This is a genomic window from Streptomyces sp. NPDC020299 (genome assembly GCF_044387825.1).
Lineage (GTDB): Bacteria > Actinomycetota > Actinomycetes > Streptomycetales > Streptomycetaceae > Streptomyces.
Genome location: NZ_JBIRWL010000006.1, coordinates 103,237 through 127,404 on the forward strand (window position 1 = coordinate 103,237; position 24,168 = coordinate 127,404).

At 72.4% G+C, this 24,168-nt stretch carries 22 protein-coding genes; 14 read left to right on the forward strand and 8 right to left on the reverse strand.

Annotated features, from left to right (window positions below; genetic code table 11):
• The first annotated feature begins 44 nt into the window (after positions 1 to 44).
• The 6 genes from ACH45E_RS17260 (at position 45) to ACH45E_RS17285 (ending at position 7,528) form a co-directional block, all read left to right on the forward strand.
• Positions 45 to 1,292 carry an MFS transporter gene (locus ACH45E_RS17260; protein WP_361440527.1) on the forward strand — a complete coding sequence of 416 codons (1,248 nt, stop codon included), beginning with the start codon at positions 45 to 47 and terminating at the stop codon, positions 1,290 to 1,292.
• 102 nt (positions 1,293 to 1,394) lie between these two features.
• Positions 1,395 to 2,135 (forward strand): hypothetical protein, encoded by a 741-nt coding sequence (locus tag ACH45E_RS17265; RefSeq protein WP_361440530.1) that lies wholly within the window; start codon positions 1,395 to 1,397, stop codon positions 2,133 to 2,135.
• Complete coding sequence (locus ACH45E_RS17270; RefSeq protein WP_361440533.1) at positions 2,122 to 2,769, forward strand: class F sortase; 648 nt, start codon at positions 2,122 to 2,124, stop codon at positions 2,767 to 2,769. Before ACH45E_RS17265 ends, ACH45E_RS17270 begins: the two co-directional genes overlap by 14 nt.
• 813 nt (positions 2,770 to 3,582) lie before the next feature.
• A complete protein-coding gene (locus tag ACH45E_RS17275; protein ID WP_361440536.1) occupies positions 3,583 to 4,923 on the forward strand; it encodes an ABC transporter ATP-binding protein in 1,341 nt (446 codons plus the stop codon).
• 118 nt (positions 4,924 to 5,041) lie between these two features.
• Positions 5,042 to 6,430, forward strand: coding sequence for an aldehyde dehydrogenase family protein (locus tag ACH45E_RS17280; protein ID WP_361440539.1), 1,389 nt, complete (start codon positions 5,042 to 5,044; stop codon positions 6,428 to 6,430).
• Positions 6,431 to 6,445: 15 nt separating this feature from the next.
• Positions 6,446 to 7,528, forward strand: coding sequence for a zinc-binding dehydrogenase (locus tag ACH45E_RS17285; RefSeq protein WP_361440542.1), 1,083 nt, complete (start codon positions 6,446 to 6,448; stop codon positions 7,526 to 7,528).
• Between the two features lie 3 nt (positions 7,529 to 7,531).
• On the opposite strand, the gene ACH45E_RS17290 is transcribed toward ACH45E_RS17285, so the two are convergent.
• The 3 genes from ACH45E_RS17290 to ACH45E_RS17300 all read right to left on the reverse strand — a co-directional run bounded on the left by ACH45E_RS17290 (position 7,532) and on the right by ACH45E_RS17300 (position 9,947).
• A complete protein-coding gene (locus ACH45E_RS17290; protein ID WP_361441457.1) occupies positions 7,532 to 8,470 on the reverse strand; it encodes a DMT family transporter in 939 nt (312 codons plus the stop codon).
• A 65-nt stretch (positions 8,471 to 8,535) separates the two neighbouring features.
• Positions 8,536 to 9,246 carry a winged helix-turn-helix domain-containing protein gene (locus ACH45E_RS17295; RefSeq protein WP_361440545.1) on the reverse strand — a complete coding sequence of 237 codons (711 nt, stop codon included), beginning with the start codon at positions 9,244 to 9,246 and terminating at the stop codon, positions 8,536 to 8,538.
• Positions 9,247 to 9,305: 59 nt separating this feature from the next.
• Positions 9,306 to 9,947, reverse strand: coding sequence for a TetR/AcrR family transcriptional regulator (locus tag ACH45E_RS17300; protein WP_361440548.1), 642 nt, complete (start codon positions 9,945 to 9,947; stop codon positions 9,306 to 9,308).
• A gap of 93 nt (positions 9,948 to 10,040) precedes the next feature.
• On the opposite strand from ACH45E_RS17300, the gene ACH45E_RS17305 reads away from it, so the two are divergent.
• The 3 genes from ACH45E_RS17305 to ACH45E_RS17315 all read left to right on the forward strand — a co-directional run bounded on the left by ACH45E_RS17305 (position 10,041) and on the right by ACH45E_RS17315 (position 12,268).
• Positions 10,041 to 11,192, forward strand: a complete 1,152-nt coding sequence (locus ACH45E_RS17305; protein ID WP_361441459.1) for an acyl-CoA dehydrogenase family protein — start codon at positions 10,041 to 10,043, stop codon at positions 11,190 to 11,192.
• Positions 11,193 to 11,252: 60 nt separating this feature from the next.
• Positions 11,253 to 11,540, forward strand: a complete 288-nt coding sequence (locus tag ACH45E_RS17310) for a YiaA/YiaB family inner membrane protein (protein ID WP_361440551.1) — start codon at positions 11,253 to 11,255, stop codon at positions 11,538 to 11,540.
• Between the two features lie 104 nt (positions 11,541 to 11,644).
• Positions 11,645 to 12,268, forward strand: coding sequence for a TetR/AcrR family transcriptional regulator (locus tag ACH45E_RS17315; protein ID WP_361440554.1), 624 nt, complete (start codon positions 11,645 to 11,647; stop codon positions 12,266 to 12,268).
• 15 nt (positions 12,269 to 12,283) lie between these two features.
• Here the strand turns inward: ACH45E_RS17315 and ACH45E_RS17320 are convergent, their stop codons facing one another.
• Entirely contained in the window at positions 12,284 to 12,745 is a 462-nt protein-coding gene (locus tag ACH45E_RS17320) for a MaoC family dehydratase (protein ID WP_361441462.1), read from the reverse strand.
• 107 nt (positions 12,746 to 12,852) lie between these two features.
• Between ACH45E_RS17320 and soxR the strand changes: the two genes are divergently transcribed.
• Positions 12,853 to 13,317, forward strand: a complete 465-nt coding sequence (gene soxR, locus ACH45E_RS17325) for a redox-sensitive transcriptional activator SoxR (protein ID WP_361440557.1) — start codon at positions 12,853 to 12,855, stop codon at positions 13,315 to 13,317.
• A gap of 49 nt (positions 13,318 to 13,366) precedes the next feature.
• Here soxR and ACH45E_RS17330 read toward each other — a convergent pair whose 3' ends face one another.
• Together ACH45E_RS17330 and ACH45E_RS17335 are read right to left on the reverse strand one after the other, a co-directional pair.
• The gene (locus tag ACH45E_RS17330; protein WP_361440560.1) at positions 13,367 to 14,470 is read right to left on the reverse strand and encodes an RNA ligase (ATP); all 1,104 of its coding nucleotides are present in this window, start codon (positions 14,468 to 14,470) and stop codon (positions 13,367 to 13,369) included.
• Between the two features lie 167 nt (positions 14,471 to 14,637).
• The gene (locus ACH45E_RS17335) at positions 14,638 to 15,240 is read right to left on the reverse strand and encodes a hypothetical protein (protein ID WP_361440563.1); all 603 of its coding nucleotides are present in this window, start codon (positions 15,238 to 15,240) and stop codon (positions 14,638 to 14,640) included.
• Positions 15,241 to 15,500: 260 nt separating this feature from the next.
• Here ACH45E_RS17335 and ACH45E_RS17340 point away from each other — a divergent pair, with 260 nt between their 5' ends.
• Positions 15,501 to 18,284, forward strand: a complete 2,784-nt coding sequence (locus tag ACH45E_RS17340) for a penicillin acylase family protein (protein ID WP_361440566.1) — start codon at positions 15,501 to 15,503, stop codon at positions 18,282 to 18,284.
• A gap of 22 nt (positions 18,285 to 18,306) precedes the next feature.
• Here ACH45E_RS17340 and ACH45E_RS17345 read toward each other — a convergent pair whose 3' ends face one another.
• Together ACH45E_RS17345 and ACH45E_RS17350 are read right to left on the reverse strand one after the other, a co-directional pair.
• Positions 18,307 to 19,620 (reverse strand): serine-threonine protein kinase, encoded by a 1,314-nt coding sequence (locus ACH45E_RS17345; protein WP_361440569.1) that lies wholly within the window; start codon positions 19,618 to 19,620, stop codon positions 18,307 to 18,309.
• An 81-nt stretch (positions 19,621 to 19,701) separates the two neighbouring features.
• Positions 19,702 to 20,934, reverse strand: a complete 1,233-nt coding sequence (locus ACH45E_RS17350; protein ID WP_361440572.1) for a DUF1343 domain-containing protein — start codon at positions 20,932 to 20,934, stop codon at positions 19,702 to 19,704.
• Between the two features lie 121 nt (positions 20,935 to 21,055).
• Between ACH45E_RS17350 and ACH45E_RS17355 the strand changes: the two genes are divergently transcribed.
• Genes ACH45E_RS17355 through ACH45E_RS17365 form a run of 3 tightly spaced genes read left to right on the forward strand, consistent with a single transcriptional unit; the run spans position 21,056 to position 24,112 of the window.
• Positions 21,056 to 21,829, forward strand: coding sequence for an SDR family NAD(P)-dependent oxidoreductase (locus ACH45E_RS17355; RefSeq protein ID WP_361441465.1), 774 nt, complete (start codon positions 21,056 to 21,058; stop codon positions 21,827 to 21,829).
• Complete coding sequence (locus ACH45E_RS17360; RefSeq protein WP_361440575.1) at positions 21,826 to 23,493, forward strand: AMP-binding protein; 1,668 nt, start codon at positions 21,826 to 21,828, stop codon at positions 23,491 to 23,493. The genes ACH45E_RS17355 and ACH45E_RS17360 overlap by 4 nt, the downstream gene beginning before the upstream one ends.
• A 25-nt stretch (positions 23,494 to 23,518) precedes the next feature.
• Positions 23,519 to 24,112 carry a TetR/AcrR family transcriptional regulator gene (locus ACH45E_RS17365; protein ID WP_361440578.1) on the forward strand — a complete coding sequence of 198 codons (594 nt, stop codon included), beginning with the start codon at positions 23,519 to 23,521 and terminating at the stop codon, positions 24,110 to 24,112.
• The last annotated feature ends 56 nt before the right edge of the window (positions 24,113 to 24,168 follow it).

Genomic DNA, 24,168 nt, shown 5'->3' on the forward strand with positions numbered 1-24,168 from the left:
CCCCATCCGATCTCCCCGTCTGATCTCCCAGGGAGGAAACGTCCATGGCGCCCGGTGGGAACCGCGGCTGGCTGCTCCGCCTCGTCATCGCCTTCGGCTTCGCGCAGGGGGCGGTGTCGATGGCCCGGCCCGCCGTCTCCTACCGGGCCCTCGCGCTGGGAGCGGACGAGCGGGCGGTCGGTGTGATCGCGGGCGTGTACGCCCTGCTGCCGCTCTTCGCGGCCGTACCGCTCGGCCGCCGCACCGACCACGGCCGCTGCGCGCCCCTGCTGCCCGTCGGCGTGGTCCTGATATCCGGCGGCTGCGTCCTCAGCGGCCTCGCCGGCTCGCTGTGGGCGATGGCCCTGTGGAGCGGGGTGATGGGCCTCGGCCACCTCTGCTTCGTGATCGGCGCCCAGTCGCTGGTGGCCCGGCAGTCCGCCCCGCACGAGCAGGACCGCAACTTCGGCCACTTCACCATCGGCGCCTCGCTCGGCCAGCTGATCGGGCCCGTGGCGGCGGGCGCGGTGATCGGCGGCCCCGACATGGCGGGCTCCAGCGCGCTGGCCCTCGTGGTGGCGGGGGCGGGCGCCGCGGTCGCCTTCACCTCGCTGTGGCGCATCGAGGACCGTACGGCCGTCACGTCCCGCGGCGCGGGCGGCGAGCGGGTGCCGGTCGGCCGCATCCTGGGCGCCAGGGGAGTGCCGGCGGGGATGCTCATCAGCCTCTCCGTGCTGTCGGCCACCGACATCCTCACCGCCTACCTGCCGGTGGTGGGCGAGCACCGGGGCATCGCGCCGTCGGTCGTCGGCGTCCTGCTCAGTCTGCGGGCCGGTGCGACCATCGCCTGCCGGCTCGTCCTCACCCCGCTGCTGCGGCTGCTCGGCCGCTCCCTGCTGCTGACCGTGACCTGTCTGCTGGCGGCCGTGCTGTGCGCGGGTGTCGCGCTGCCGGTGCCGGTGTGGGGGCTCGGCCTGATGCTCGTCGCGCTCGGCTTCTGCCTCGGGGTCGGTCAGCCGTTGTCCATGACGACGGTCGTCCAGGCCGCCCCCGACGAGGCCCGCTCCACCGCGCTCGCGCTGCGTCTGACCGGCAACCGTCTCGGCCAGGTCGCCGCGCCCGCCGCCGCGGGCCTGGTCGCCGGGGTCGCGGGGGTGGCCGCGCCGTTCGTGATGCTGGGTGCGCTGCTGCTGCTCTCGGCGGGCGGTGCGCTGCGTGGTCCCGGGGCCCCGGAGGCGGCGTCCCGGGCGGCCGGGCCGGCGGCGCGGGAGGGCCGTACGGGGCCTGCGTTGCGCCGGTCGGGCGACAGCTGACGGCGCGTCGGGCGCCGCTGCCGCGAGGGCAGGGGTGGTTGTGAAAGAGAGTCAGATAAAAGGTCGATTTGTATGAAAATCGTCTGACTTGGAGGACTGCCCATGCCCACCTTGACACTCCCACCCGCCGTCGCCGGCCGGCTCGGCGTCGGTGCCCTCACCGTCCTCACCGCGGCGGGAGCCACCTGGCTGGCGGCGCCGAGCGCCGTGGCCCAAGGGGAGGCGGGTGACATCAGGATCCACCGGGTGGGCGTGCCCTTCGGCGTCTCGAAGGACGACCCCGTGGTCTGCCGGTTCTACCTCGACGCCGTCAACTTCGACACGCTGCCGAGCGTGGCTTACACGATCGTGGCTCAGCCGCCGCTGCCCACCAGTGCCACCGTGACCGGGACCATCGCGCTCGGCCCGGGCTCCGGTGCCGGGCACACCGATCCGCTGGGGCTGGCGGACGGGCAGTACCGGCTCACCTGGACCGCGGGTGCCACGCCGAGGGAGAAGATCTTCCGCGTCGACTGCCACGGCCAGCCGGACCACGGGCCCGGCGGGGACCCCGGCCGCATCGAGGACCACGGGCATGACGGGGCGGCCGCGCCGCACGACGGCGACGGTCCGCGCGACGAGGGCGAGGGGGCGCGCGGCGACGGTGACGGGTCGCGCGGCGACAGCGAAGGACAGCGCGACGGTGACGGTCCGCGGGGCGGTGTCCACGCGGGCGGTGGCGGTCTCGTCGACACGGCCGGGGCGTACACCCCGCTGACCGCGGCGGCTGCCGTGGGCCTGGTCGTGGTCAGCGGAGCCGTGTACTTCCGGCTGATCCGCCGGCGCCCCCATGGTGCCGCGTAGGCGCAGACGCAGGCCCTGGCACCGGACCCGTGCCTACCGTCTCGCCAGGACGGCCGTGCTCGTCACCGTCCTGGCGACGGTGGTCCGCTGCGGCGGGCACGAGGGGCCGGCGGCCGGCCCGGCCGGGGCCGGCGGGCCCACCCAGGCCGGGCGGGCCGCACCTCCGCCCCAGCCGCTGCCGCGATCACCGGCGACCGCCCTGCGGGTCCCCTCGCTGGGGGTGGACGCGCCGATCGTGGGCGTACGGCTCGGCCCCGACCGCCAGCTCCAGACGCCACCGCTGGACAAGCCCAAGCTCGTCGGCTGGTACCAGGGCGGGCCCACCCCCGGTGAGACGGGTACGGCCGTCGCCGTCGGCCACCGCGACACCCGGACCGGCCCGGCGGTCTTCGCCGCCCTCGCCCAGGTGCCGCCGGGCAGCCGGATCGAGGCCGGGCGCGCCGACGGCCGTACCGCCGTCTACACCGTGGACCGCGTCAAGGTCTTCGACAAGGACGACTTCCCCGACAAGGAGGTGTACGGCCCGAGCCGCCGCCCCGAACTCCGTGTCCTCACCTGCGGCGGCCTCTACAACCGCAGAACGGGCTACACCAGCAACGTGGTCGTCTTCGCCCACCTGACCGCAACGCGGTGACCTCCGGCGGTTCGCGGGCGCCGGCCGACGGTTTCCGCTGCGGCTCGCCGGCTCCTCTGCGGTCACCGCAGGTCCCTCGCCCCCGCCGCCCCTACCCATTCCCATCCCCAGGGGCTCCGCCCCTCCGACCCCGCCAGGGGGCTCCGCCCCCTGTAACCCCCGCGGGGCTCCGCCCCCGCACCCCACCGGTGGCTGCCGCCCCCAAGCCCCTGCGGGGCTGCGCCCCCCAAGCCCCTGCGGGGCTGTGCCTGTGCACCCAACCGGGGGGGCTGCGCCCCCAAGCCCCCTGCACTCGACCGGGGGCTGCTGCCCAAGCCCCTGCGGGGCTGCGCCGCCTGGACTCCCGTGGGGCTGTGTCTGTGCACTCGACCGGGGGCTGCGCCCCCAAGCCGTGGCGGGGCTGCTGCCCTGAACCCCTCGCGGGGCTGCGCCCTGCGCCCCCAAGTCCCTGCGGGGCTGGGCCCCTGCACCCCGCCGGGGGGCCAGGGGGCGCAGCCCCCGGACGGGGTCGAAGGGGCGGAGCCCCTGGAGGACGGGAAGGGTAGGGGCGGCGGGGGCGAGGAACCTGGCGCTGACCGCAGCGCCGTCGACCGTTCGAGCGGCGGCCGGTTCGCGACGGGCGGCGCCCGCACGCGGGAAAGCGCGGCAGCGATTCAGCGCCAAGCGCAGCGCTGAATCGGGGCGTCCGCTTTCTCGCCTGGCGGACGACGGCGCCCGATCTCGGCCGTTCTCTTCCCCCGGGTGCACACATTCCGTTAACTTCCGTGACTCACAGGCCTCTTACGACCGCGACCGCCCCCGGGGACAGCTGCCATGACACGCGCCATCTCCCTGCACGACGTGAGCAAGACCTACGCGCGAGGCGTCCGCGTGGTGGACCGGTTGTCGCTGGAGATCACGCCGGGGGAGTTCCTCGTGCTGCTGGGGCCCTCCGGCTGCGGCAAGTCCACCGTGCTGCGGATGATCGCCGGGCTGGAGGAGATCGACGAGGGTGAGCTGCTGCTCGACGGCGAGTACGCCAACGACCTCGCCCCGTCCGACCGGGACATCGCGATGGTCTTCCAGAACTTCGCGCTCTACCCGAACATGACCAGCCGCGACAACATCGGCTTCCCGCTGCGCATCGAGACCCCCGGCGCGGACCCCCGTACCCGCGTGGACGCCACCGCCCGCATGCTCGGCATAGAGGACCTCCTCGACCGCTTCCCGAGCCAGCTCTCCGGCGGCGAACGCCAGCGGGTCGCCATGGGAAGAGCCATCGCCCGCCATCCGTCCGCCTTCCTGATGGACGAGCCCCTGTCCAACCTCGACGCCAAGCTGCGCAACCACCTGCGCGCCGAAATCTCCCAGCTCACCCGCGAGTTGGGCGTCACCACGGTGTACGTCACGCACGACCAGGCCGAGGCCATGTCGCTCGGCGACCGGGTCGCCGTCCTGCGCGGCGGTCTGCTCCAGCAGGTCGGCACCCCGCGCGAGGTGTACGCGCTGCCGCGCAATGTCTTCGTCGCCGCCTTCATCGGCACCCCCCGCATCAATCTGATCCGCGGCCTGGTCCGCGCTCCGCTGGACGGCGCGATGACCATCAGCCTCGGCAAGCAGGCCCTGCCCCTGCCCGAACCCCTCTGCCTGGACCACCGCCTGCTGCGCGTGCAGCAGGGCCGCGAGGTGATCGTCGGCCTGCGCTCGGAGGCCGTCCGCATCGCCAAGCACAAGGCCGCCCGCCCCGGCGAGGTGCCGATCACCGGTCTCGTGCGGCACCTGGAGTTCCAGGGGCACGAGATGCTGGTCCACTTCGACACCGGTTCACGCCCCGCCCTCGTGCCCGAGCTGGAGGCCCCGCGTCCGCTCGCCCGCCCCGCCCGGCGCCGCCGCAGGGAGGGCCCCGGCGTCCTGGACCGGCTGCGGGAACGGGCGAGCTCACTGCGCGCCGGCCCGGTGGTGGTCCTGGAACCCCCGGCCGACGCGGACCCCGGCCCCGAGCCCCCGGAGGGCCGGCTGCCCGGCGACCTGGTCGTGCGCACCACCCCCGACCTCCAGCTCCGCCACGGCATGCAGATCCCCCTGCTCGTCGACCTCGCCCACCTCTTCGTCTTCGACCAGCACGGCGACCGGATCTGCCCGTCCCCCGCGCGATTGCCCGACCTGGAAGAGTGAGCCCCCGAAAGGGCGTGCTGGCGCGCGAAAACTATCGCCGCTAGTTTGTGAGCCGTGCGACGGCCCACGAGTCGGACGACTCGACACGGCATGCCACGCCCAGCCGGGAGGAAGCAGCATGAAGCCACACGACGGCCTCTACATCGACGGCGCCTGGCGCCCCGCCGCGGGCGGCGACCTGATCGAGGTCGTGAACCCGGCCGACGAACAGGTCATCGGTCGCGTCCCCGCGGCCTGTGCCGAGGACGTCGACACCGCGGTGCGCGCCGCCCGCGCCGCCCTCCCGGCCTGGGCCGCGACACCCCCGGCCGAGCGAGCCGCCCGGCTGGCCGCGCTGCGGGACGCGCTCGTGGCCCGCCAGGAGGAGATCGCCGAGACGGTCACCGCGGAACTGGGCTCGCCCCTGAAGCTGTCGCAGGCCGTCCACACGGCCGTGCCGATCGCGGTCGCGGGCTCGTACGCCGAACTGACCGCCACCCACCCCTTCGAGGAGAAGGTCGGCAACTCGACCGTCCACCTCGAACCCGTCGGCGTGGTCGGCGCGATCACCCCCTGGAACTACCCCCTGCACCAGATCGTCGCCAAGGCCGCCCCGGCGCTGGCCGCGGGCTGCACGATCGTCCTGAAGCCCGCCGAGGACACCCCGCTCACCGCCCAGCTCTTCGCCGAGGCCGTGCACGAGGCGGGCGTCCCCGCCGGGGTGTTCAACCTGGTCACCGGCCTCGGCCCGGTCGCCGGCCAGGCCCTCGCCGAGCACCCGGACGTCGACCTGGTCTCCTTCACCGGCTCCACCGCCGTCGGCAGGCGGATCGGCGCGGTGGCCGGCGGCGCGCTGAAGAAGGTCGCCCTCGAACTCGGCGGCAAGTCCGCCAACGTGATCCTGCCGAGCGCCGACCTCGCCAGGGCGGTCAACGTCGGCGTCGCCAACGTGATGACCAACTCCGGCCAGACGTGCAGCGCCTGGACCCGCATGCTGGTGCACACCGACCAGTACGACGAGGCCGTGGAGCTGGCCGCGGCCGCCGCCGCCAAGTACGGCGACCGCATCGGCCCGGTGGTGAACGCCCGGCAGCGCGACCGCGTGCGCGGCTACATCGAGAAGGGCGTCGCCGAGGGCGCCCGGCTGGTCGCCGGTGGTCCCGGATCCCCGCGCGAGCGCGGCTACCACGTCAGCCCCACCGTCTTCGCCGATGTCACGCCCGAGATGACCATCGCCCAGGAGGAGATCTTCGGCCCGGTCCTCACCGTCCTGCGTTACGTGGACGAGGAGGACGCCCTGCGCATCGCCAACGGCACGGTGTACGGCCTCGCGGGCGCCGTCTGGGCGGGTGACGAAGCCGAGGCGGTGGACTTCGCCCGCCGCATGGACACCGGCCAGGTCGACATCAACGGCGGCCGCTTCAACCCCCTCGCCCCCTTCGGCGGTTACAAGCAGTCCGGGGTCGGCCGCGAACTCGGCGCCCACGGACTCACCGAGTACCTCCAGACCAAGTCCCTCCAGTTCTAAGGAAGTACGCGAGCCATGGCCGTACGAGCCGCCGTCCTGCCCGCCATCGGCGCACCCCTGGAGATCACCGGAATCGAGCTCCCGGACCCGGGCCCCGGGCAGGTCCGCGTCCGCCTCGCCGCCGCCGGTGTGTGCCACTCCGATCTGTCCCTGTCCAACGGCACTATGCGGGTACCGGTCCCGGCGGTCCTCGGCCACGAGGGCGCGGGCACGGTGGTGGCCGTGGGGGAGGGCGTCACGCACCTGGCCCCCGGCGCACCCGTGGTCCTCAACTGGGCGCCGTCCTGCGGCTCTTGCCACGCCTGCACGCTGGGCGAGGTCTGGTTGTGCGCCAACGCCCTGAACGGCGCCGCCGACGTGTACGCCCGTACCGCCGACGGCACCGAGCTCCATCCCGGCCTGAACGTCGCCGCGTTCGCCGAGGAGACGGTCGTCCCCGCCACCTGCGTACTGCCCCTCCCGGACGGCGTCCCGCTCACCGACGCGGCCCTCCTCGGCTGCGCCGTCCTCACCGGCTACGGCGCCGTCCACCACTCGGCAGGGGTGCAGCCGGGCGAGACGGTCGCGGTGTTCGGCGTGGGCGGCGTCGGCCTCGCCACCCTCCAGGCGGCCCGGATCGCCGGAGCCGCCCGGATCATCGCGGTGGACGTCTCCCCCGGGAAGGAGGAACTGGCCCGCGGCGCGGGCGCCACCGACTACGTCCTCGCCTCCGAGAACACCCCCCGCGAGATCCGCGCGCTCACCGGAAAGCAGGGCGTCGACGTCTCCGTGGAGTGCGTGGGCCGCGCGGTCAGCATCCGCGCGGCCTGGGAGTCCACCCGCCGGGGCGGCCGTACGACGGTCGTCGGCATCGGCGGCAAGGACGAGCAGGTCACCTTCAACGCCCTCGAGATCTTCCACTGGGGCCGCACCCTGTCCGGCTGCGTCTACGGCAACTGCGACCCGGCCCGCGACCTGCCCGTGCTCGCCGAGCACGTACGGGCGGGCCGCCTGGACCTCGGCGCGCTGGTCACCGAGCGGATCGCCCTCGACGGCATCCCGGCCGCCTTCGAGAACATGCTGGCGGGCAAGGGCGGCCGGGCGCTGGTGGTGTTCTGAGCCTCAGGGCACCCGCTCGGACCGCGGCTCCGGCTCGGGAGCCGCGGTACGGGCCGCCCGGGACCGGGACACCGCCACACCGGCCAGACACAGCACCCCGCCTGCCAGCGTCAGCAGCCCCGGCACCTCGCCGAGCGCCAGCCAGGACATCAGCACGACCAGCGCGGGCACCGCGTACGTGGTCGCGCCCATGCGGCTCGCGGTCGTACGGGCGAGGGCGTACGCCCAGGTCGTGAAGGCCAGCGCGGTCGGGAAGACGCCCAGGTAGACCATGTTGAGTGTGGCCGAGAGCGGGGCAGCGGCCGCGTCGTGCACCAGCTGCCCGGCGAACGGCAGGCAGACCACGGCCCCGATGAAACACCCCCACGTCGTCGCCTGGAGCGCGCTCGCCCGGGCCAGGGCGGGCTTCTGGGCGACCACCCCGGAGGCGTACGCGACCGCCGCGAGCAGGCACAGCGCCACCCCGAGCAGCGAGGAACCGCCCTCGCCGGACATCGAAAGGCCCACGGTCACCGCACCGGCGAACGACACCGCCATCCCCGCGAGCAGCCGCGGCGGCATCGGATCGCCGAGCAGCCGCGCGCCGAGCAGGGCGATCAGCAGCGGGCCGATGTTCACGACCAGGGCGGCCGTACCCGCGTCGACCTGCTGCTCGCCCCAGTTCAGGACCACCATGTAGCAGCCGAACCAGAGCAGCCCGGATATCGCGATCCCGCGCCAGGCCGGCCTCGGCGGCATCCCCTCCCGCCGGACGAGACAGATCAGCCCCAGCGCCAGCGCTCCGGACAGCAGCCGCCCGAGCGCCAGCGCACCCGGTGAGTACGCGGCACCCGCGCTGCGGATCGACACGAAGGCGGAGGCCCACAGCACGACGGTGACGACGGCCGCGCCGGCGGCGAGCACCTCGGGGCGTCGGGCCTTCGTGGACGGGGTGGCGTTCATCATGCTCCTGAGGTTAGGAGGAGAGGTGGGGTGCGGGCTCGCGGATTTCGGACGGGCAGCCGGGCTCAGCGGAGCGCGCCCTCCGCTATCCCCAGCAGTTCGGACAGCGCCCGTTCGCCCGACGGAGTCACCTTCACCGCGCGCTCCGAGCCGATGCGTACGCACCAGCCCGCGTCCAGGGCGTGCCGGCACAGGGCCGCGCCCGCGACGCCCGCGAGGTGGGGGCGGCGCTCGGTCCAGTCGAGGCAGGCGCGGGCCAGGGGTCGGCGGCCCCCGCGCTCCAGGCCGATGCCGGCCGAGCCGAACCACTCCAGGCCGGCGTCCGTGAGCGCGAACCCGGTCTCCTGCTGCAGCAGCCCGCGCGCGGTGAGCGCGTCGGTGACCGCGATGCCCAGCCGCCCGGCGAGGTGGTCGTAGCAGGTGCGGCCCCGGGCCATGGCCGACCCGGCGCCGGCCTCCCGCAGGGTGCGCGGGCGCCGGGCGGCGGCGGGCGCGACCTGGGCGGCCAGGTCCTCCACCAGTTGCGCGACCCGCGGGCCGGCCAGCCGGACATACCGGTGCCGGCCCTGCCGTTCCCCGGTGAGCAGCCCTCCGGCGACCAGCTTGCCCAGGTGCTCGCTGAGCGTCGACGCGGCGACCCCGGCGTGCCGGGCCAGCTCACCGGCCGTCCAGGCCCGCCCGTCCAGCAGCGCCAGCAGACACGCGGCCCGCGTCTCGTCGGCGATCAGCCCGGCGAGCGCCGCGAGGCCCGGTGCCTGGGGGTCCCTGGTGGTCATGCCTCCCAGCATGCGGCACGAACACTTCGGTGGCCGCCGAAGTGTCACCCGCCTGCCTGCTACTCGCCGCGGCCGACCTGCTCGTACTGCCGCACCAGCCCGTCCAGCAGTGCCGTCAGGCCCGTCTCGAAGGCCCGCTCGTCGATCTTCTCCGGCTGGTCGGCGAGCAGGTGGGCCTGGCCGAGGTGGGGATAGTCCGCGGGGTCGTACGCGCTCTCGTCGTCCACGAAGCCCCCGGCGAAGGAACTCAGCGCGGAGCCCATGATGAAGTACCGCATCAGCGCGCCGATGGAGGTGGCCTGCGCCGGGGGCCAGCCCGCCGCCACCATCCCGCCGTAGACGGCGTCGGCCAGGCGCAGCGCGGCCGGGCGGCGCCCGGGGCCGCGGGCCAGGACCGGGACGACGTTCGGGTGGTCGCGCAGGGCGGCCCGGTAGGAGACGGCCCAGTCGTGCAGCGCGGTCCGCCAGTCCCGGCCGTCCTCGAACATCGACAGATCGACCTGGGCGCTCACCGAGTCGGCCACCGCCTCCAGGATCTCGTCCTTGGTGCGGAAGTGGTTGTAGAGCGAGGGCCCGCTCACGCCCAGTTCGGCGGCGAGCCGGCGGGTGGAGACCGCCGACAGGCCTTCCGCGTCCACGAGTTCCCGTGCCGTCGCGACGATCCGGTCGGTGCTGAGGAGGGGCTTGCGCGGTCGGGCCATGGCGCACATAGTAGGGCTGCGTACCGAAACTAGCAGTGCTAATTTAAATGTGCGGCTTTCAAATGTGCGACTTTCAAAAGAGGTGATCTCGTGGTGTACCTGGGGCTCAGTGCGGAGCAGACCGCGGTCCGGGAACTCGCCCAGGACTTCGTGGCGCGTGAGATCACCCCGCACGTGGTCGCCTGGGACCGGGCCGAGGAGGTCGACCGCGGCATCGTGAAGCAGCTCGGCCGGCTCGGTTTCCTTGGTCTGACCATCGACGAGGAGTACGGCGGCTCCGGCGGCGACCACTTGGCGTACTGCCTGGTCACCGAGGAGCTGGGCCGCGGCGACTCGTCCGTGCGCGGAATCGTCTCCGTCTCGCTCGGCCTGGTCGCCAAGTCGATCGCCGCCTGGGGCGACGAGGAGCAGAAGCGGAGCTGGCTGCCCGGGCTCACCTCGGGCGAGTACGTCGGCTGCTTCGGCCTGACCGAGCCGGGGACCGGGTCCGACGCGGGCAACCTCGCCACCCGCGCGGTGCGCGAGGGCGACGACTACGTCCTCAACGGCACGAAGATGTTCATCACCAACGGCACCTGGGCCGATGTCGTCCTGCTCTTCGCCCGCTCCACGGACGCCCCCGGCCACAAGGGCGTCTCCGCCTTCCTCGTGCCCGCTGACACCCCGGGCCTGACCCGCCGCGCCATCCACGGCAAGCTCGGCCTGCGCGGGCAGGCGACCGCCGAACTGGTCCTCGAGGACGTGCGGGTGCCCGCCTCCGCGATGCTGGGCGAGGAGGGCAAGGGCTTCTCCGTCGCCATGTCCGCCCTCGCCAAGGGCCGGATGTCGGTCGCGGCGGGCTGCGTCGGCATCGCCCAGGCGGCGCTGGACGCGGCCGTCCGCTACGCCGGGGAGCGCGAGCAGTTCGGCCGGAGCATCGCCCACCACCAGCTCGTCCAGGAGCTGATCAGCGACATCGCCGTCGACGTGGACGCGGCCCGGCTGCTGACCTGGCGGGTCGCCGACCTCGTCGACCGCGGCCTGCCCTTCGCCGTGGAGTCCTCCAAGGCCAAGCTCTTCGCCTCCGAGGCGGCCGTCCGCGCCGCGAACAACGCCCTCCAGGTCTTCGGCGGTTACGGCTACATCGACGAGTACCCGGCGGGCAAACTGCTGCGCGACGCCCGCGTGATGACCCTCTACGAGGGCACCAGTCAGATCCAGAAGCTGCTCATCGGCCGGGCGCTGACGGGGGTTTCCGCGTTCTGAGTACCGACCTGAGTACCACGGCGGATGTGGCACGGGCCACGTCCGCCGAAGCTTGTCCCCATGAGTGACACATCGGTCAAGCAGCAGAGCACGGCCGCGTTCTACGGCCAGGCCGTCGCCTCCTTCGCGCTCGCCATGATGGCGACCACCGTCGGCATCTTCCGTCTGGATGCCAACGCCTGGGTGCGGGGTTTCCTCGGCATCGCCGTTCTCTACCTGGTCACCTCCGCCTTCACGCTCGCCAAGGTGATCCGGGACCGCCAGGAGGCCGGGCAGATCGTGAGCCGGGTGGACCAGGCCCGGCTGGAGAAGCTCCTCGCCGAGCACGACCCTTTCGAGAAGCTCTGAGAAGCTCTGGATGGGGCCCTGAGAAGCCCCGAGCGGGCACACTAAGCGCTCGCTCAGCTTCGGCGGTATGGTGGAGCTCCTGTACCGAGAGGGGCGAGCGAGCGATGAGTACGGCTCAGGAGACGACCGGCGGCGAGATCGAGCCGTGGGAAGAGGTCACCCCTGACGCGGCACGGCGACTGCTCGTCGCCGCCGTGGAGGCCTTCGCCGAGCGCGGCTACCACGCGACGACGACCCGCGACATCGCCGGCCGCGCGGGCATGAGCCCGGCCGCGCTCTACATCCACTACAAGACGAAGGAAGAGCTCCTTCACCGCATCAGCCGGATCGGCCACGACAAGGCCCTGGAGATCCTGCGCACGGCGGCCCGGGGCGAGGGCAGCGCCACGCAGCGGCTCGCCGAGGCGGTGAGTTCCTTCGTGCGCTGGCACGCCGGACGGCGGACGACCGCCCGGGTCGTGCAGTACGAACTGGACGCGCTCGGGCCGGACGCCCGCGCCGAGATCCTCGCGCTGCGCCGCCAGGTGGACGCGGAGGTGCGCGGGATCATCGACGAGGGTGTGGCGTCGGGCGAGTTCCAGGTGATCGACGTGCACGGCACCACCCTCGCGGTGCTGTCCCTGTGCATCGACGTCGCCCGCTGGTTCAACGTGGACGGTCCCCGCACGCCCGAGCAGGTCGGCGCGCTCTACGCCGACCTCGTGCTGCGGATGGTCGGGGCCGGGTAGGACAGCCCGGCCCGCTCAGAGGTAGTAGCGGGACACCGACTCCGCGACGCAGACCGGCTTGTCGCCGCCCTCGCGCTCCACGGTGAAGCCCACGGTGACCTGGACGCCGCCGGTGACGTCCTCGACGCCGGTGATCTGCGCGGTGGCGCGCAGCCGGGAGCCGACGGGTACGGGGGCGGGGAAGCGGACCTTGTTCGTGCCGTAGTTGACGCCCATCTTCACGCCCTCGACCTTGATCAGCTGGGGGCCGAAGAGGGGCAGCAGCGACAAGGTCAGATACCCGTGCGCGATGGTCGTCCCGAACGGGCCCGCGGCGGCCTTCTCCGGGTCGATGTGGATCCACTGGTGGTCGCCGGTGGCGTCCGCGAAGAGGTCGATCCGCTTCTGGTCGACCTCCAGCCAGTCGGTGTGGCCCAGCTGCTCGCCCACGGCCGCCTTCAGCTCGTCGGGGGAGGTGAAGATCCTCGGTTCCGCCATGTCCAGGGCCTCTCGCGTCACGGTGTCGATGGCATGCCTAAGCGACTGCTTAGCATGGTCGGTGCGGGGGTCGATGTCAACGACAGGCGGTCGGTAGGGTCGGCGGGGTGCCCCAGATCCCCGAGAAGATCCACGAGCTGACCGTCGGCCAGTTGTCCGCGCGCAGCGGTGCCGCCGTCTCCGCCCTGCGCTTCTACGAGTCCAAGGGCCTCATCAGCAGCCGGCGCACGCCTGGCAACCAGCGCCGCTACACCCGCGACGCGCTGCGCCGCGTCGCCTTCGTGCGTGCCGCCCAGCGCGTCGGCATCCCGCTGGCCACGATCCGCGACGCCCTCGCCGAACTCCCCGAGGAGCGCACCCCCACCCGCGAGGACTGGGCCCGCCTCTCCGAGGCCTGGCGCTCCGAACTCGACGAGCGCATCACACACCTGAGCCGCCTCCGCGACCACCTCACCGACTGCATCGGCTGCGGCTGCCTCTCCTTCAGCGCATGCGTCCTGTCCAACCCGAACGACACCTTCGGCGAACGGCGGGCGGGTTCCCGGCTGCTGGTGGAGTCTCCCCAGGGCTGAGGAGGGCATGGGCCGGGGCCGCCCGCGTGGCCGCGGGCCGCCGACCTGCTCACTCGTACTCCGTCCCGCCCTTCCGTGTCAGATAGGCCGGGCTGACCGCCTTGGCGATCGCCCGTCCCCCGGTCACGGGGCTGTACCGCTCGACCGCGGGCCGGATCACGACTCCCTCCCGCAGGTGCAGCTCCCGCCTCGACACGGTCTCCCGTCCGCCGGCCAGCTCCAGCACCCGCTCGATGTCGTACGCCCCCTCGAACAGCCGTGGCACCAGAGGCAGTTCCCCCTCCAGCAGCTCCACCGCGTCGAGCCAGCGCACCGCCCCGTCGACCTCGGCCGACACGTCGAACACCGCGTACCCGAGCGTCTCGCGCCGCCCGTCGGCCCCGTACGTCAGGTCCTGCACGCCCGCGCCGTACACCTCCCCGAAGATCCCGATCCGCCGCGCCCCCAGCCGCCGGGCGAGCCCCGCGGCTGCCTCGGCGACGCCGTGTCCGCGCACGGCCCGCCAGTACAGGTTCCGCGGGTCTTCCTTGAGGGCCAGGGACTTGGCTCCGAAGCCCTTGGAGGACACGTACACCCGGTCGTCGTCGGCCACGTACGTCAGCAGGCAGGCCGAACCGTGCAGCTTCTCGGTGAGCACCACCGGCTCGCCCGGCGTGAAGATGTCCGGATAGCGCTGGATGTTCTCGATATCCACCCAGGGCAGCAACTCGGGCGCGGACTCCACATCGCCGTCCATGGTGGGCGGCACCGGCGGCACCCACTTGGTGATGCCGAGCAGCTCCGCGAAGTCGGTGCCCTCGGCCGCGGCCCGCGCCAGATCGACGCCGGTCAGCGCCTTGGGCCGGCACACGATGCCCTGCGACACCTCCCCGCGCAGCCGCACCGCCTTGACCCGGTCGTGGTCGCCACCCGCGAGCCGCCCGGTCAGTCCCAGCTCCTCGATCAGCGGGGCCGGGAGCACGGACTGCTCGGGGATGTACACGGCGGCCTCACCGGTGCGGTACGCGCCCTTGGCGACGACGGCCCGGTACAGGCCCACCTGGGCCAGCTCGAGCGCGTCGGCATTGGGGTGCTCGTGGACGGTCAGCACTTCGGCGGTGACGCGGTGGGGGTCCCCCCGCTCGAGCGAAGTCGAGAGTGGGGGAGTCGACATGGGGACTCCTGGGGTGCTCAGAAGGATTTCATCGACCCCAACTGTCCCCACGGCAAAGGGGTGGAGCGACCGGATTTGGGACTGCTAGGGTCCCGGCCCCGACGCCCCCCCCCGCCACCGACCTGGCGTAGACGGGGGTGCGGCATCCCCTGCGCACCCCGCTTGGGTCAGGCCGATATGAGCAGTCGTCCGCGCCTGACGTACGCCAGGGACTCGGGGGTGAGGACGGGTCGGGGGACGAGGATGCCGCAGTCCGTGCAGACCGGGCCCGACGAGGGTTCGTGGTCCAGGTCGTACCTCCAGACGAGGCGTTCCCCGTCGCACACCGGGCAGGCCGAGCCCGGTTCGCGCTCCAGGGCGGCGATCAGGCGCCGCAGCACCTCCGCGAGGGGTTCATCCGGGTGGACGCGGGGGTCGTCGCACCAGGCGACCCCGAAGCCGCCCCAGGTCAGCCGGTGCCAGTCGTCCACGCTGCCCGGCCGGCGCAGCCCGTCGTGCTTCTCCTTCTTGCGGCGCTCGGCGAACTCCACCTCGTAGGCGAGCCAGACCGCCCGGGCCTCCTCCAGCTCCTCCAACGCGGCCACGAGCCGCGCCGGATCGGGGGAGCGGTCCTCGGGACCGAACCCGGCCCGGGAGCACAGATGGTCCCAGGTCGCCCTGTGCCCGTAAGGCGCGAACCGCTCAAGGCACTTGCGCAGCGAGTAGCGCCGCAGCGCCAGATCGCACCGCGGATCGCGCACCTGTCTCGCCAGACTCCGGAAACCGGCCATCGCCCTGCACCTCCGTCACACCTGTACCTGTACTTCGGTCACTTCGGCGTCGTCGTACGGAGTCCTCGTACCGACGTCGACGAGTAGACGTATCGACACGCCATCCGGCTCCATACGTTTTCCGATGCCCTCCCATAAGACGCCCCGGGTTGACTGCCCGGCCAAACCCGAAAGCCTCTGTAAAAAGTGACGCATGTTCATCTTCACTCCCGGGGATACCGGCGGTAACGTCTGCGCACCCCCACTCCCCAGGAGCTGCCATGGTCCGGCGCGTCCCACGCACCACACTCGACAGACTGAGAACTCCCCGCAGGTTCTCCGGGTTCCTGAAGTCGGCATCGATATGCGTCCTCATCGCCGGTCTTCTGTCTCCGCTGACCCAGGTGACCGCCAGCGCGGCCACGGCCTCCAACGACTACTGCGGCGGCCAGTGTTCCGACATCCTGCCGCCCGGCGAGAACGGCAACGCCACCCTCGCCCAGGTACTGCTCAACCAGGCGTTCGGCACCCAGCCCAGCCATGCCGAGGACCAGCTCGGCCCCTACGCCAACCTCGCCACCGGCTACTCGACCCTCACCGACTCCACCATCAATACGTTCTTCAACGACGCTTCGTTCGGCGTGCCCTCCGACCAGGTCGCCTCCACCGAGAAGCCGGCCGGCCGCGGCGACGTGACGATCGTCCGCGACAAGAAGACCGGTGTGCCGCACATCACCGGTACCACCAGATACGGGACCGAGTTCGGTGCGGGCTATGCCGCCGCCGAGGACCGGCTGTGGCTCATGGACGTCTTCCGGCACGTCGGCCGCGGGCAGCTGACCACCTTCGCGGGCGGCGCCGCGTCCAACCAGGGCCTCGAGCAGGAGTTCTACCGCAACGCGCCCTACACCGAGGCCGACCTCCAGGCGCAGATCGACAACGCCGTCGCCAAGAACGGCGCCCGCGGCCAGCAGGCCCTCGCCGACGCCAACGCCTATCTCGCCGGCATCAACTCCTACATCGACGCCTCCGACAGCGGCCGTTATTTCCCCGGCGAGTACGTCCTGACCGGCCACAAGGACTCCATCACCAACGCCGGCACCATCGACCACTTCAAGATCACCGACCTGGTGGCGCTGGCCTCGGTCATCGGTTCGCTGTTCGGCTCCGGCGGTGGCGGCGAGGTCAACAACGCCCTGTCCCTGATCGCCGCCCAGTCCAAGTACGGCGTGGAGGAGGGCACCAAGGTCTGGGAGTCCTTCCGTGAGCGCAACGACCCCGAGGCCGTCCTCACCGTCCACAACGGCGAGAGTTTCCCGTACGCGTCCAAGCCGGACGACGCCCAGGGCGAGGCACTGCCCGACGCGGGCTCGGTGACCCAGGAGCCCCTGGTCTACGACCGGACCGGCAGCGCGGCCACCGCCAGTGCCACCAGCACCTCCGCCACGGCGGCGAAGACGACCCTGAGCTCCGCCAAGCGCGGCATGTCCAACGCCCTCGTGGTCAGCGGCAAATACACCAAGAGCGGCCACCCGATCGCCGTGTTCGGACCGCAGACCGGCTACTTCGCCCCGCAGCTGCTCATGCTCCAGGAGATCCAGGGCCCGGGCATCAGCGCCCGCGGCGCCTCCTTCGCGGGCTTGAGCATGTACGTCGAACTCGGCCGCGGCCAGGACTACTCCTGGAGCGCGACGACCTCCGGCCAGGACATCATCGACTCCTACGCGGTCGAGCTGTGCCAGGACGACTACCACTACCTGTACCACGGCACCTGCACCGCCATGGACAAGGTGGAGCAGGCGAACGCCTGGAAGCCGACGACCGCCGACGGCACCGCGGCCGGCTCGTACACGATGCGGGTGTGGCGGACCAAGTACGGGCCGGTGGAGTACCGGGCCACGGTCGGCGGCAAGAAGGTCGCCTACACCACCCTGCGCTCCTCCTACCTGCACGAGGCCGACTCGATCATCGGCTTCCAGATGCTGAACGACCCCGACTACGTCAAGGGCCCGGCCGACTTCCAGAGCGCGGCCCAGCACATCAACTACACCTTCAACTGGTTCTACGCCGACTCCCAGCACACCGCGTACTACAACAGCGGCGACAACCCGGTGCGCGCGAGCGGAGTCGACGCCGAGTTCCCGGTGTGGGGACAGGCGGCGTACGAGTGGAAGAACTGGGACCCGGCCACCAACACGGCCGACTACACCCCGGCCTCCGCCCACCCCAACTCCGTCGACCAGGACTACTACGTCTCCTGGAACAACAAGCAGGCCAAGGACTACACCACCGCCTCCTGGGGCGACGGGTCCGTGCACCGCGGCAACCTGCTCGAGGACCGGGTGAAGAAGCTGGTCGCGGCGGGCGGGGTGACCCGTACCGCGCTGGTGAAGGCCATGGCGGACGCGGCCCTCGCCGATCTGCGGGCCGAGGACGTGCTGCCGAAGCTGCTGAAGGTGGTCAACAGCAGTACGGTCACGGACTCCACCGCGGCCGCGGCGGTCAGCAAGCTGCAGGCCTGGGTGACCGCGGGTGCCAAGCGCACGGAGACCTCGGCGGGCTCCAAGACGTACGGCAACGCCGACGCCATCCGTATCCTCGACGCCTGGTGGCCGCTGCTGGTCAAGGGCGAGTTCCAACCCGGCCTCGGCAGCGACCTCTACACCGCCGTCACCAACAACCTGCCCGTCGACGAGGCGCCGTCCGCCGGGCACGGCCCCACCGGTTCGCACGCCGGCAGCTCCTTCCAGTACGGCTGGTGGAGTTATGTCGACAAGGACATCCGGGCGGTGCTCGGGGAGTCCGTGCAGGGCGGCCTCGCGCAGAAGTACTGCGGTGGCGGCAGCCTCAGCTCCTGCCGGGACATCCTCATCAGCACGCTCAAGACGGCGGCCGGAATGACCGCGGCCCAGGTCTACCCCGGCGACGACCAGTGCTCGGCGGGCGACCAGTGGTGCGCCGACTCGATCGTCCAGCGCACCCTGGGCGGCATCAAGCACGGCAAGATCAGCTGGCAGAACCGCCCGACCTTCCAGCAGGTCGTGGAGTACACCTCTCACCGGTGACACCGGGGTGCCGGCGGCGGGGTCAGGTGACGCGCCCCGCCGCCAGCACCACCCGGGCCAGCTCCGGGTGCACGATGTCGCTGTGCGCGCCGGCCGGCGGGCCGCCGTTCCGGACGACCGCCGCCGCGTCGACGTTCACGCATCCCGAGCCGGGCAGCCGGCCGCCCAGCGCCTCGGCCAGCGTCAGCGCGCGCGTGCCCGGCACCGCCTGCACCCCGTCGTGGCCCATCGCGCCCCACTCGGGGCCCAGTACGTGCCCGATGTCGAAGCACGCCACCGACCGCGGATCGTCCGCCATGCGGGAGGCCAGCGGGTAGAACGTGCCCAGGGCCGCGTCGTAGTGCGAGTAGCAGCACACCACCGGTCCGTCGACGCGCCGGTGCAGATCCCGCAACGCCCCGGCCGCACGCGGGTCGTGCGGCAGCTCGGCCGCGAAGGCGTAGTGCGAGAAGGCCCCCTGGAGCAGCGTCACGGACTTCACCGCCCGCACCCCCTGGGGCAGTCCGCGCAGCGCGAAGGACACCAGCCGGCCGCCGAAGCTGTGCCCCACCAGGTGCACCCGCACCCCGGGCGCCGCACCGGCCAGCCGCCCGATGGCCGGGCCAAGGCCGTGCTCCCCGACGGTGCCGGCCCGCCGCTTCATCGCGTAGTACGTCGCCTGGCGCAGCAGCTCACGTGCCCCGTGCCACGGGTTGGGCAGCGAGAACCCCTCGGCCGGGCCCGGGGACTCGAGCGCCGCCAGGGCCTGCCCGAACTCCTCGCAGGCCGCCGCCGTGTCCCCGCAGAGCATGCCGGGCTCGCCGTCCGCGGCGGTGTCCGTCGCGCACCGCGCCTGCGGCCCATCCGGGGCCACCTCGACCAGGAGCCGCACCAGCCGCCCGAACTCCTCCAGCGCCGCCTCCTCGGGTGGCTGCCGGTCCAGCAGCCCCGCGATCCGGTCGACCACGGTGGTCCGGTCGGGGAAGGTCCGCAGCAGCGCCTGCCGGGTGTCCTTGTCGAGCGCGGGGCGCGGCGCGGCCTCGGCCTCCACAGCTGCCACGGACCTGGGGAAGTCCGGGATCGGCTCGTCCGAGAACCGCATCGAGGGCCACACCACACCCACGTACCCGATCCGGGCCTGCGGCGCGAGCCCGGGGATCGGTGCGAAGAAGCGGCGGTAGAGCGCGGTCGCCTCCGAGCGGTCGTTGTTCCAGCCGTGCGAGAAGACGATCAGGTCGTGGACGCCGTGGCCCGGGACCTCCCTGAGCAGCCGGTCCCGTTCCCGGCCGTCCACGTCCCCGTCCGCGTCGAAGGTCAGCTCCCAGTAGGGAGTCACACTCATCGCAGGATCCGCCATGACAGGCCCCCTCGTCCCCCGAAGTGGTGCGATGTGGACGCATCGTCCTACCGGGGGACGGAGTTGGCCATACGTCGCGTCTCACCGGTAGCGGAGGTACTCCTTCCGGATCTGTCGGAACGCCGCCAGTTCCTCCTGCCAGGCACCGGCGACCTCGTCCGTGCCCGCGCCGGCGTCGATCATCGTGCGGACCCGCGCGGAGCCCGTGAGCTTGTCGATCCAGTTGTCGGAGCGCCAGCCGAAACCGCTCCAGACCCGCTTCGCGGTCGCCAGGAGCGCGATCCCGGTGCGTACGGGGTCGTACGCGGCCCGGTCGTGCACATGGATCTGCACCCCGCCGACGGTCTTCCCCTGGAACTTGGAGAACGTCGGCGCGAAATACGCCTCCCTGAAGCGCACCCCCGGCAGCCCCAGCCCGTTCACCGCCTCGGCCCACCGCCCGTCGATGCCGTCCGCGCCCAGCAGCTCGAAGGGCCGGGTCGTGCCGCGCCCCTCCGAGAGGTTGGTCCCCTCGAACAGGCAGGTCCCCGAGTACACCAGCGCGGTGTCCGGTGTCGGCATGTTCGGGCTCGGCGGCACCCAGGGCAGCCCGGTGGCGTCGAAGAACTCCGGCCGCCGCCAGCCCGTCATGAGTACGGTCTCTGGCGCGACCCGGCCGCCCAGGAACTCCGCGTCGAACAGCAGCGCGAGCTCGGCCACCGTCATCCCGTGCGCCTGCGCGATCGGCTGCCGGCCGACGAAGGTGGCGAACTCCCGGTGCAGCACCGGCCCGAGGGCCGACCGCCCGGTCACCGGGTTCGGCCGGTCCAGTACGACGAACCGCTTGCCCGCGAGCGCGGCGGCCTCCATGCAGTCGTACAGGGTCCAGATGTACGTGTAGAAGCGCGCCCCGGCGTCCTGGATGTCGAAGACGACGGTGTCCACACCCGACGTGGTGAAGACGTCGGCCAGCGGCTGCCCGCTCTTGAGGTAGGTGTCGTAGACCGGCAGCCCGGTCGCCGGGTCGTCGTAGCGGCCCTCGGAGCCGCCGGCCTGCGCGGTGCCCCGGAACCCGTGCTCGGGCCCGAAGACCGCCGTCAGCCTGACGCGGGGGTCGGCGTGCATGACGTCGACGATGTGGCGGACGTCCCGGGTGACGCCGGTCGGGTTGGTGACGATGCCGGCCTTCTGGCCGGACAGGAGGGTGTAGCCGTCGGCCGAGAGGTGGTCGAATCCGGTTCGCACACGCTTGCCGGGTTCCGTCGTCGCGACGGGTGCCGCGGGCACTGCTGCCATCGTGGCCGATGCGAGAAGACTCCGTCTGGCCAGGCGCATGGGGGACCTCCGTGAGTGTGGAAGGCGCATGCCGAGTGTGGCCGGGTCACCCTTCCTTTTACACATACCGACTGGTTAGTCTGGCGAGGCAGAGCCGAGTCGCGTCGTGTCGAAGGAGACCGTGGTGGAAGCCGTGCAGGATGCGGGAGTGGTCGTCACCGGGGCGGGTGGCGGCATCGGGGCCGCGCTGGCCCGCAGGTTCGCCGCCGAGGGGGCCAGGGTCGTGGTCAACGACCTGGACGCTGGGCGGGCCGAGGCCGTCGCCGAGGAGATCGGCGCGATCGCGGTGCCGGGTGACGCCTCCGGAACCGTCGGCGACGCCCGGGACGCGCTCGGCGGCACGATCGACGTCTACTGCGCCAACGCGGGCGTGGCGTTCGAGGACGCGGGCGCCGGCGAGCCCCTCGACGAGCGGTCCTGGGCGCTGTCCTGGGACGTCAACGTGATGGCCCACGTCCGCGCGGCCCACGCGCTGCTGCCCGACTGGCTGGAGCGCGGTCACGGCCGGTTCGTCTCCACCGTCTCGGCCGCCGGTCTCCTCACCATGATCGGCGCACCCTCCTACAGCGTCACCAAGCACGGTGCGCTGGCCTTCGCCGAATGGCTGTCGCTCACCTACCGCCACCGGGGCCTGAAGGTGCACGCGATCTGCCCGCAGGGCGTCCGCACCGACATGCTGGCCGCGACCGGCAGCGCGGGCGACATCGTCCTGAAGCCCACCGCGATCGAACCGGATGACGTCGCTGACGCCCTGTTCAAGGGCATCGAGGAGGACCGCTTCCTGATCCTGCCGCACCCCGAGGCGGCCGACTACTACCGGGCACGGGCCACCGACCCCGACCGCTGGCTCCGCGGCATGAACCACATCCAGCGCCAGTGGGAGGAGACCCGGTGACCGAGTCCCGTTACGCGGCCAAGCCCTGGCTCGGCCTCCTCGACGACGCCCAGCGCGCCCCGATCCACCCCGACGCCTCCCTCGTGCACGCCCTGCGCCGCGTGGTCACCGAGACCCCGGACCGCACGTTCCTGACCTACTTCGACGGCCGCCTGACCTACCGCGAGGCCGACGAACTCAGCGACTCCCTCGCCGGGCACCTCGCCGCCCGCGGCCTCGTGCGCGGCGACCGGGTCGCCATCCTGCTGCAGAACTCCCCGCACTTCGTGCTCGCCCTGCTCGGCGCCTGGAAGGCGGGCGCGACCGTCGTCCCCGTCAACCCGATGTACAAGTCCGGCGAGGTCTCCCACGTCCTGCGGGACGCCGAGGTGACCGCACTGGTCTGCGCCGACCGGGCCTGGGAGTCGTACCTGCGGAACACCGCCGCCGGCTCCACCGTGCGGATCGTGCTCACCGCCTGCGAGCTGGACCTCCAGACCCGCGACGACGCACGCGTGCTCTCCTTCGAGCGGCTGCCCCAGGCCGCGGACGCCGACGACCTCGCGACCGTCGCCCGGCAGGGCGACAAGGCACCCGACAACCGTGCCCCGGCCCCGGACGACACCGCCCTGATCAGCTACACCTCGGGCACCAGCGGCACCCCCAAGGGCGCCACCAACACGCACGCCAACATCATGTACAACGCCGAGCGCCAGCGGACCGGCCTCGACCTGCCCGACGCGCCGGTCTACTTCGCGCTGGCACCCCTGTTCCACATCACCGGGATGGTCTGCCAGCTCGGTGCCTGCCTGGACAGTGCGGGCACGCTGGTGCTGGCCTACCGCTTCGAACCCGGGGTCGTCCTGGACGCGTTCGCCGAGCACCGGCCGCACTACACGGTCGGCCCCTCGACCGCCTTCATGGCGCTGACCGCCCAGCCGGCCGTCACCCCGGACCACTTCTCCTCCTTCCGCGTCATCTCCTCGGGCGGCGCGCCCCTGCCGCCCGCGCTGGTGGAGAAGTTCCGGGCGGGCTTCGGGCCTTACATCCGCAACGGCTACGGGCTGACGGAGTGCACCGCGCCCTGTGCGAGCGTGCCGCCCGGCCGGGAAGCACCCGTCGACCCGGTCTCCGGGACGCTGGCGGTCGGCGTGCCCGGCCCCGACACGGTCGTACGCATCGTCGACGACCAGGGCGCGGAGGTGCCCTTCGGCGAGCAGGGCGAGATCGTCGTACGCGGCCCGCAGGTCGTACCCGGCTACTGGCGCCGGCCCGACGCCACCGCCGAGACCTTCCCCGGCGGCGAACTGCGCACCGGCGACATCGGCTTCATGGACGAGCAGGGCTGGCTGTACGTCGTCGACCGCAAGAAGGACATGATCAACGCGTCCGGCTTCAAGGTGTGGCCCCGCGAGGTCGAGGACGTCCTCTACACCCACCCCGGAGTGCGCGAGGCGGCCGTGGTCGGGGTGCCGGACGGCTATCGTGGCGAAACCGTCAAGGCGTACATCAGCCTCCGTCCCGGCGCGGAGGCGGACCCGGACGCACTGGCCGCCTACTGCAAGGAGAGACTGGCGGCCTACAAATACCCGCGCCAGGTGGAGATCCTGCCCGACCTGCCCAAGACGGCAACTGGCAAGATCCTGCGTCGGGAACTGCGCTCCCGCGCGCACGACAGTCAGTAGAACTACAGAAAGGCAGGTGGCGGCAGTGCCCAGGACGACGGACTCAGACGGCACCCCCGTCCCCCAGCGGTTGCTCGCCGCCGCCACCCGGCTCTTCGCCGAGCACGGCTATGACCGCACCTCGGTGCAGGAGATCGTGGAGGCGGCCGGCGTCACCAAGGGGGCGCTGTACCACTACTTCGGCTCCAAGGACGACCTCCTGCACGAGGTGTACTCGCGCGTGCTGCGCATCCAGCAGGAGCGCCTCGACGCCTTCGCGAACGCCGACGAGCCCATCGAGAAGCGGCTGCGGGGGGCGGCGGCCGACGTGGTGGTCACCACCATCGAGAACCTCGACGACGCGATGATCTTCTTCCGCTCCATGCACCACCTGAGCCCGGAGAAGAACAAGCAGGTGCGCGCCGAGCGCCGGCGCTACCACGAACGCTTCCGTGCGCTGATCGAGGAGGGGCAGCGGGAGGGCGTCTTCTCCACGGCCACCCCGGCCGACCTCGTGGTGGACTACCACTTCGGTTCCGTCCACCACCTGTCGACGTGGTACCGCCCCGACGGGCCGCTCAGCCCCCAGGAGGTCGCCGACCACCTCGCCGACCTGCTGCTGCGGGCGCTGCGCCCCTAGCAGCGCACTGGTAAGGGGCGGCCGCCCTGGCGACCGCCCCTTACCCATGCCTGGTG

Coding starts and splice junctions, on each gene's coding strand:
- ACH45E_RS17260 (WP_361440527.1), top strand. CDS start 45: ATGGCGCCCGGTGGGAACCGCGGCTGGCTGCTCCGCCTCGTCATCGCC.
- ACH45E_RS17265 (WP_361440530.1), top strand. CDS start 1,395: ATGCCCACCTTGACACTCCCACCCGCCGTCGCCGGCCGGCTCGGCGTC.
- ACH45E_RS17270 (WP_361440533.1), top strand. CDS start 2,122: ATGGTGCCGCGTAGGCGCAGACGCAGGCCCTGGCACCGGACCCGTGCC.
- ACH45E_RS17275 (WP_361440536.1), top strand. CDS start 3,583: ATGACACGCGCCATCTCCCTGCACGACGTGAGCAAGACCTACGCGCGA.
- ACH45E_RS17280 (WP_361440539.1), top strand. CDS start 5,042: ATGAAGCCACACGACGGCCTCTACATCGACGGCGCCTGGCGCCCCGCC.
- ACH45E_RS17285 (WP_361440542.1), top strand. CDS start 6,446: ATGGCCGTACGAGCCGCCGTCCTGCCCGCCATCGGCGCACCCCTGGAG.
- ACH45E_RS17290 (WP_361441457.1), bottom strand. CDS start 8,470: ATGAACGCCACCCCGTCCACGAAGGCCCGACGCCCCGAGGTGCTCGCC.
- ACH45E_RS17295 (WP_361440545.1), bottom strand. CDS start 9,246: ATGACCACCAGGGACCCCCAGGCACCGGGCCTCGCGGCGCTCGCCGGG.
- ACH45E_RS17300 (WP_361440548.1), bottom strand. CDS start 9,947: ATGGCCCGACCGCGCAAGCCCCTCCTCAGCACCGACCGGATCGTCGCG.
- ACH45E_RS17310 (WP_361440551.1), top strand. CDS start 11,253: ATGAGTGACACATCGGTCAAGCAGCAGAGCACGGCCGCGTTCTACGGC.
- ACH45E_RS17315 (WP_361440554.1), top strand. CDS start 11,645: ATGAGTACGGCTCAGGAGACGACCGGCGGCGAGATCGAGCCGTGGGAA.
- ACH45E_RS17320 (WP_361441462.1), bottom strand. CDS start 12,745: ATGGCGGAACCGAGGATCTTCACCTCCCCCGACGAGCTGAAGGCGGCC.
- ACH45E_RS17330 (WP_361440560.1), bottom strand. CDS start 14,470: ATGTCGACTCCCCCACTCTCGACTTCGCTCGAGCGGGGGGACCCCCAC.
- ACH45E_RS17335 (WP_361440563.1), bottom strand. CDS start 15,240: ATGGCCGGTTTCCGGAGTCTGGCGAGACAGGTGCGCGATCCGCGGTGC.
- ACH45E_RS17340 (WP_361440566.1), top strand. CDS start 15,501: ATGGTCCGGCGCGTCCCACGCACCACACTCGACAGACTGAGAACTCCC.
- ACH45E_RS17345 (WP_361440569.1), bottom strand. CDS start 19,620: ATGGCGGATCCTGCGATGAGTGTGACTCCCTACTGGGAGCTGACCTTC.
- ACH45E_RS17350 (WP_361440572.1), bottom strand. CDS start 20,934: ATGCGCCTGGCCAGACGGAGTCTTCTCGCATCGGCCACGATGGCAGCA.